The sequence below is a fragment of the Rhodococcus sp. IEGM 27 genome (genome assembly GCF_033142305.1).
GTDB classification, from domain to species: domain Bacteria; phylum Actinomycetota; class Actinomycetes; order Mycobacteriales; family Mycobacteriaceae; genus Rhodococcus_F; species Rhodococcus_F oxybenzonivorans.
In genome coordinates, this window is record NZ_JAWLSG010000008.1 from 247364 (window position 1) to 255056 (window position 7693).

Consider the following 7693-nt stretch of genomic DNA (forward strand, 5'->3'; position numbering starts at 1 on the left):
AAGAGGCTCATGACCCGCCGATCAACGCCATCGACTGTTCACGCATCTCCACCTTGCGCACCTTGCCGGTCACCGTCATGGGAAATTCGTCGACGATGTGCACATATCTGGGGATCTTGTAGTGGGCGAGCTTGCCGGTGCAGAATGCCCGGACCGCGGCTTCGTCGAGCGGCTGCGCACCGTCCCGCATGCGGATCCACGCCATCAGTTCCTCGCCGTACTTGGCGTCGGGAACACCGATGACCTGGGCGTCGAGAATGTCGGGGTGGGTGTAGAGGAACTCCTCGATCTCGCGGGGATAGACGTTCTCCCCGCCCCTGATCACCATGTCCTTGATCCGGCCCGTGATCGCCACGTACCCGTCGGCATCCATCACGCCGATGTCACCTGTGTGCATCCACCGCGCCGTGTCGATGGCCTCGGCCGTCTTTTCCGGGTTGTTCCAGTACCCGAGCATCACCGAGTATCCGCGGGTGCAGAGTTCACCCGGCTCGCCGCGGGGAACAGTCAATCCTGTTGCAGGGTTGATGATCTTGACCTCGAGATGGGGTCCGACCCGGCCGACGGTCGACACCCGCTGGTCGATGGTGTCGTCGGAGCGGGTCTGCAGCGACACCGGTGACGTCTCGGTCATGCCGTAGCAGATGGACACCTCGACCATTCCCATCTGCTCGATCACCTGCTTCATCACTTCTACCGGGCACGGTGATCCCGCCATGATGCCGGTGCGCAGGGTGGACAGGTCGAACCGGTCGAAGTCCGGGTCGGCGAGTTCGGCGATGAACATCGTCGGCACCCCGTACAGCGACGTGCATTTCTCTGCCTCGACGGCTCGCAAGGTGGCCCTCGGGTCGAAGGAAGGCCCGGGAATCACCATGGCGGCGCCGTGACTGGTGCAGGCGAGATTGCCCATCACCATGCCGAAGCAGTGGTAGAACGGCACGGGAATGCACACCCGGTCGTTCTCGGTGTAATGACACAGTTCGCCGACGAAGAATCCGTTGTTCAGGATGTTGTGATGACTGAGGGTGGCCCCCTTGGGGAAACCGGTTGTTCCCGAGGTGTATTGGATATTGATCGGGTCGTCCGACGACAACCCGGCCTGCGCTGCCTCGAGCCGCGACGGGTCGTCGGCGAGGACCGCCGCCCCGTCCGTCATCAGCGCGCTCCACTCGGGACTGCCGAGGAGAACGACCATGTCGAGATCGGGGCACTCCGGGCGCACTTCCTCGATCATGGCGCCGTAATCGGACGTCTTGAACTCAGGAGCAGACACCAGGAGGCGGATGCCTGCCTGTCCCAGCACGTACTTCAATTCGTGCGCCCGGTAGGCGGGGTTGATGTTGACCAGGACCGCACCGATCTTCGCTGTGGCGTACTGGATGAGCGTCCACTCCGGGCAATTCGGCGCCCAGATGCCCACCCGGTCACCTTTGACGATGCCACGGGTGAGCAGGGCCGCCGCGAGCGTGTTCACGTCCTGCGCCAGTTCGGTGTACGTCCACCGGCGACCCGAGTGAACATCGACCAGGGCGTCGCGACGACCGTGCGCGGCCACAGTTCGATCGAAGTTGTCTCCGATGGTGTCCCCCAACATCGGGGCGTCGCCGAGCCCGGACGTGTAGCTGGGAAGTGGCGTTGTCATAGCTTTCCTCTCCAGGCGTCGCGGCGGACACCTACGGGACGGGCAGGCACACGAGGCCGTTCCGTTCTCGAATTTACTCCCGGTCGACGTGACGCCCGGTCAGAGAGCTTCGTCCTTCGTCTCGACGAGCGCCTTCGTGCACACCAGGCTCACCACGGCCAGCCCGGCGAGCATGACGCCGATCGCTGCACTTCCGTATGCCGACGCGAGCGGTGCTGCGATCAGGGGCGGTACTGCGCCGCCGAGCACACCCGCAAGGTTGTAGCCGAGGCCTGCCCCGGTGTACCGGTAGCGGGTTTGGAACATTTCGGGGAGCAGCGCCCCGCAGGGGCCGTACGCGACTCCGAAGATCGCGAGCGTCACCATCACACCGACCGCGAAGGCGACGGGTGAACCGGTGTCGAGCAGCGGGAACAGTGCCAGCGCCCACACCACGGCCAGCGCACAGGAGATCATGATGACCCGGCGGCGACCGATCCGGTCCGAGTACAGCGCGGACACGATGATGGTGAGCCCGAAGACCACCGCCGAGACGATGCCGACGGTCAGAACGAAGGGACGACTGAATCCGAGCGTCGCGGTGCCGTAGCTGGTGAGAAAGGCTGTGCCCATGTAGAAGAAGGCGAAGAGCGTGGCGAGGGCACCGGCGGAGAGAAGGATTTCCTTGGTCTGGTAGCGCCACGCATCCATGAGCGGGAGCGTCCGGGGTGCAACATCGGCCCGGTCGGCCTCCTGCACGGCGCGGAACACCGGTGTCTCCTCGATCGCGAGGCGCATGTAGAGACCGATACCGACCAGGACGGCGCTGAAGAGGAACGGTATCCGCCAGCCGTAGTCGAGGAAGGTGGAGTTCGTGTCACCGAAGACGGCGCCGGTGACGAGGAAGGTGGCACTCGAGAGGATGAACGCGACGGCAGGGCCCAGCTGGGGGAACATCGCATAGAGTCCGCGTTTGCCCGGTGGGGCGTACTCGGCGGTGAGCAGTGTTGCGCCTGCCCATTCACCGCCGACCGCGAATCCCTGACCGAATCGCAAGAGCACCAAGAGAATCGGGGCCGCGACACCGATTGTGGCGGCACCGGGAAGCAGTCCGATCAGGAACGTGGAGACGCCCATCAGGATCAAGGTGGAAACGAGGGTCTTCTTACGACCGATTCTGTCCCCGTAGTGACCGAAGAGCATGGCTCCTACCGGTCTGGCGACGAAGGCCACCGCGAACGTCGCGAACGACGCCACGGTTCCGGCGGTGGAGCCCAGGGCTGGGAAGAACACCTTGGGGAAAACCAGCGCCGCAGCGGTTCCGTAGATGAAGAAGTCGTAGAACTCGATCGTCGTCCCGATGCCACTGGCGACGGCCACCTTCCGAACGCTGGTGCCGCCCTTGTGCACCGGCGCGGGAGTGTGGGGCACTCCCGCACTCGATGTGGAGACTGTGCTCACTCGATTCCTCCGTGGTCCGTGTGGATGTCCCGACTTCCGGGACAAGAGGAAAGGTAGTGACCTGGCTCACGTCGTCACCACCCCCGAATGGGGGGTGGTGACTTCCGCCTGCCTGGGAGGGCTTCAGACCGGCGTACCCGCAGCTCCCAGCAGCTCCCTGCGCAGTTCCGTCCACACCGTCGCATAGGAGTCGATGACCGGCTCGGCTATCCACTTCTTATCTCCAGCAGCGACTTTCGCGAGTGCCTCCGCGAACAGGTCCTGGTAGCGAGACAACCGAGGGACGAACGCCGACAGGTCGTCGAACACCACGGAGGCGCGGCGATCGAGGTCGGCAAGCTGATCGGCGTCCGCGGTGTCGATCAGTGCGACGAACTCCTCGTGGAACGGCACGAAGCTCTCGTACACCTCCGCGATGGAATCCTCGTCGATGGACACCCGCTCGGCGTCGAGTTGGTCCTCGAGTTCGGCCAGTCCCGCCTCGGTCAGGGCGATCCGGCCACTCGTTACTTCCTCCGCCTTGCCCTGACTCAGCAGGGCGTCGTAGGCGGCCTGCGCGGACGCCGCGGCCACTCCCAGGTGTTCGGCGAGCACATCGGCACTGACCTGCTCTTTCAGACGCACAGCCTGCAGTAGGGCCAACTCGTCCACATTGCCAGCGAAGGCCATAGGTCTTCTCCTCGTCATACCCGTGCAGGGTTGTTACGGGCAGGCCCGGGCGGACCTGCCGACCCTCTAGGTAACACGACTACAGTTCGAGGATCTCCGAGGGGGCTGCCAGCGCATCCGCGCGGGAGGTGTCCTTCAAATCCACACCGGATCTGCCGAGCTTCCTGGCACCGCCGACGAGCGACGCCACGACGCGCGCCGCGACCTCGTACCCGAGCCCTCCGGGGGGATGGATGTTGGATACACAGTTCCGGTCTGCGTCGGTGCGTCCGGGCCGGGGAAGGTGGGTCAAGTAGACGCCCACACTGTCGGCCACCGACAAGCCGGGCCGTTCCCCGATGAGCAGTACGAGCGTCTGCACGCCCATCGCCTCGGCGATGTGATCACCGAGCGCCACCCGGGCCTGAGTGGCGATGACGGGCGGTGCAAGAGCGTAGGTGCCACCGAGCTGCGCGACCAGAGCCGACAGGAGTGGAACCCCGTGATCGGCCAGCGCTCGGGGTGAGAGACCGTCGGCGAGCACGAATCCGACCTCGGCGGTACCCCTCGGAATCGAGGACAGGTCGGCGGGGGACCTGCCGAGGTCCGGTCGTCTCAGGTACTCGCCACGGTCGCTCGCCTGACTGGCGACGACTACCGGCCGTCCCAGACCGACCGTCTCGACCTGGTCCGCCAGCGCTGCCGTGTCGAGCGGCTGGTGCACCGCATCGCGCGCCGCGGCGTGCGCCGAGCGGAACTCGAGCACCCGCCGAGTGGGCAGCGCATCACCGGCCCGGCCCAGCCCGATGCGGGCCTGCGTCGTGGCGCGCAGTTCGGTCCAGAAGTCCTGCGCTGCAGGTTCGTGCGCACTGTGGTTCACGATGCCACCGTCAGCGCCCGCAGCGGTGAGGCCGCCGCATCCACCGGCAGAATCCTGCCGTCGCCGTCGACCATTCCGAGACGGCGCAACCAGTCCTCGAACTCGGGTGCAGGCCGGAGCCCGAGGACCTGACGAGCGTAGAGGGCGTCATGGAACGACAGGCTCTGGTAGCCGAGCATCACGTCGTCCGCACCGGGCACCGCGATGACGAACGCTGCGCCCGCGACACCGAGCAGGGTGAGCAGCGTGTCCATGTCGTCCTGATCGGCCTCGGCGTGGTTGGTGTAGCAGACGTCGACGCCCATGGGCAGTCCCAGCAATTTTCCGCAGAAGTGGTCCTCGAGCCCGGCCCTGATGATCTGTTTTCCGTCGTACAGATATTCCGGTCCGATGAACCCGACCACGGTGTTGACGAGAAGCGGCTCGAGGTCGCGCGCCACGGCATACGCCCGGGCCTCGAGGGTCTGCTGGTCGACGGCCCGGCCGCCCGTACCGAGGTGCGCGCCCGCACTGAGCGCCGAGCCCTGCCCGGTCTCGAGGTACATGACGTTGTCGCCGACGGTGCCGCGCCGCAGCGAGCGGCCCGCTTCGTTGGCTTGCCGCAGAAGCGCGATATCCACACCGAAACTCGAGTTGGCGCCCTGGGTTCCGGCGATGGACTGAAACACGAGGTCGACGGGAACGCCTGATTCGATCAGTCCCATGGTGGTGGTGACGTGAGACAGGACGCACGACTGCGCGGGGATGTCGAATCGCTGACGGATGTCGTCCAGCAGATGAAGGAGCTCCGAGGTGGCGTGCGGGGAATCCGTCGCCGGATTGATACCGATCACCGCGTCTCCGCATCCGAGGAGCAGACCGTCGAGTGTTGCGGCCGCGATCCCGCGCGGGTCGTCGGTGGGATGGTTGGGTTGCAGCCGGGTGCCCAGCGTGCCGGGCCGGCCGAGCGTGGTTCGGAACCCAGCGGTGACGTGCACGGCCCGGGCCACAGCGATGAGATCCTGGTTCCGCATGATCTTGCTGACCGCGGCCACCATCTCCGGAGTCAGTCCCGGGCCGACTCGCCGAAGGATCTCGGCCGCATCCTTGCCCGCTGCCACCTCGAGCAGCCAGTCCCGGAATCCGCCGACCGTGAGATGGGAGATCTCCCCGAAGGCCACCCGATCGTGCGAGTCGATGATGAGCCGGCTCACCTCGTCGTCCTCATAGGGCACGACCAGTTCGTCGAGGAAAGTGGTGAGGGAAACCTCGGCGAGGGCCCACTGCGCCGCCGCACGTTCGGCGTCCGAAGACGCGGCGCAGCCGGCGAGCTCGTCCCCGCTGCGAAGCGGGGTGGCCTTGGCCAGGAGGTCGACGAGCCCGTCGAACGTATATCCGACACCGGCTATCGAGTGCGTGTACATGGTCATCCCAGCTCTTCCTCTGCCTCCGCAAGAGCAGCAAACTCCTCGTCGGGGGAATTGGCAACCAGGTGATGGCGGCTGTACAGGCCGAAGTAGGCCATGAACCCGGCAAAGGCGATCAGCGTCCACAGCGCGGCGACCGGGTCGACGAGGAACGTGGCGATCACCGCAGCGGCCGCGATCACGAGCGCGAAGGAGGTGGTGGCAATTCCGCCCGGGGTGCGGTACGGGCGCGTCATGTCGGGTTCGCGGCGGCGGAGCACGATGTGACTGATCATCATCAGCACGTAGCTGACGGCTGCGCCGAACACCGCCATGTTGAGCAACATGGCACCTTCACCGGTGAGGGAGAGTGCGAAACCGATGACGCCCGGGACGATGAGCGCGAGGGTGGGAGCCTTGCGGGAATTAGTAACCGACAGATTTTTCGGCAGGTACCCGGCACGCGACAACGCGAAGGTCTGCCGCGAGTACGCGTACATGATCGAGAAGAAGCTTGCGACCAGCCCGGCCAGGCCGATGTAGTTGACCACCTTGGCGGCGGTTCCGTCACCGAGGGCCTCGACGAGTGGATTGCCCGAAGTCGCCAGACCCTCGGCGCCCATCGCTCCCGTGGCGAGGAACAGCACAGCCGCCGCCGTGACGAGCAGGACGAGCATGCTGATGATGATTCCGCGCGGAACGTTCTTTTCCGGCTCACGCGCTTCTTCCGCGGCCAGCGGAACACCCTCTACCGCAAGGAAGAACCAGATCGCGAATGGTACCGCAGCCCAGATGCCGAACAGGCCGAACGGCAGGAAGCTCGACGCTCCCACCGCGTCGGTGGAAGCGATGTCCGTCAGATTGCCCGCATCGAACAGCCCGATCGCCGAGATCACGAAGATGACGAGCCCGACGAGGGCAATCGCGGTGATCACGAACATGGCCTTGAGAGCCTCGCCCGCACCCGTGAGGTGGATGCCGATGAAGATGGCGTACACGGCGAGGTACACCCACCAGCCGTCGGTGATCCCGAAGAGCTCGAGCGATTCGACGTAGCTGCCGATGAAGGTGGCAATCGCGGCGGGCGCAATCGCATACTCGATGAGAATGGCCGTGCCAGTGGCGAATCCACCCCACGGACCCAGTGCGCGCCGAGCGAAGGTGTAGCCACCTCCCGCCGCCGGGAGCGCCGACGACAGCTCCGCCATACCGAGGACCATCGCCAGGTACATGCCCGCGATGATCACACCGGCGATCAGCAGACCACCGAATCCACCCTCGGCGAGCCCGTTGTTCCACCCCGCATAGTCACCGGAGATCACATAGCTGACTCCGAGGCCGGCGAGAAGCACCCACCCTGCCGATCCTTTTCGGAGCGTGCGCTTTTCGAGATAACTGCTTTCCTCGGAGTGATAGTCCACACCATCGTGGTGGTCACCGGTTCCGGAATTCTTGGATGGTTCAACGAGTGACATTCCGTCCCCTACATCGATATGAATGCTGCCGCGGCGCAAGTGCCGAGGCGAACGGTAAGCGTGCTGTGTACACGTCGTGTCAGCGTGGCGTGTCCACGACGTAAAAACCGGAGCCGCGTCACGCGCCCGGGCGGGCGCCGGGCACGGGGCAGGCGTCGACCGCCTCCGCGACCACCTGCGGCTCGGCGGACGGGGCGGGCCGCCAGCCCTGCTCCCACCG

The 7693-nt window shown here is 65.6% G+C and carries 6 protein-coding genes and 1 pseudogene; all 7 read right to left on the reverse strand.

Annotated elements, in window-relative coordinates:
* Positions 1-7: 7 nt before the first annotated feature.
* Entirely contained in the window at positions 8-1645 is a 1638-nt protein-coding gene (locus R4P95_RS25690) for an AMP-binding protein (protein WP_317746945.1), read from the reverse strand.
* Between the two features lie 99 nt (positions 1646-1744).
* Positions 1745-3085, reverse strand: a complete 1341-nt coding sequence (locus R4P95_RS25695; protein ID WP_317746946.1) for an MFS transporter — start codon at positions 3083-3085, stop codon at positions 1745-1747.
* A 123-nt stretch (positions 3086-3208) separates the two neighbouring features.
* Positions 3209-3754, reverse strand: a complete 546-nt coding sequence (locus tag R4P95_RS25700) for a hypothetical protein (protein ID WP_317746947.1) — start codon at positions 3752-3754, stop codon at positions 3209-3211.
* 79 nt (positions 3755-3833) lie between these two features.
* A complete protein-coding gene (gene eutC / locus R4P95_RS25705) occupies positions 3834-4613 on the reverse strand; it encodes an ethanolamine ammonia-lyase subunit EutC (RefSeq protein WP_317746948.1) in 780 nt (259 codons plus the stop codon).
* Positions 4610-6022, reverse strand: coding sequence for an ethanolamine ammonia-lyase subunit EutB (locus tag R4P95_RS25710; protein WP_317746949.1), 1413 nt, complete (start codon positions 6020-6022; stop codon positions 4610-4612). Before R4P95_RS25710 ends, eutC begins: the two co-directional genes overlap by 4 nt.
* Complete coding sequence (eat, locus tag R4P95_RS25715) at positions 6019-7473, reverse strand: ethanolamine permease (RefSeq protein ID WP_317746950.1); 1455 nt, start codon at positions 7471-7473, stop codon at positions 6019-6021. The genes R4P95_RS25710 and eat overlap by 4 nt, the downstream gene beginning before the upstream one ends.
* A gap of 118 nt (positions 7474-7591) precedes the next feature.
* Positions 7592-7693, reverse strand: a pseudogene (locus tag R4P95_RS25720) (DUF779 domain-containing protein); the annotation flags it as partial.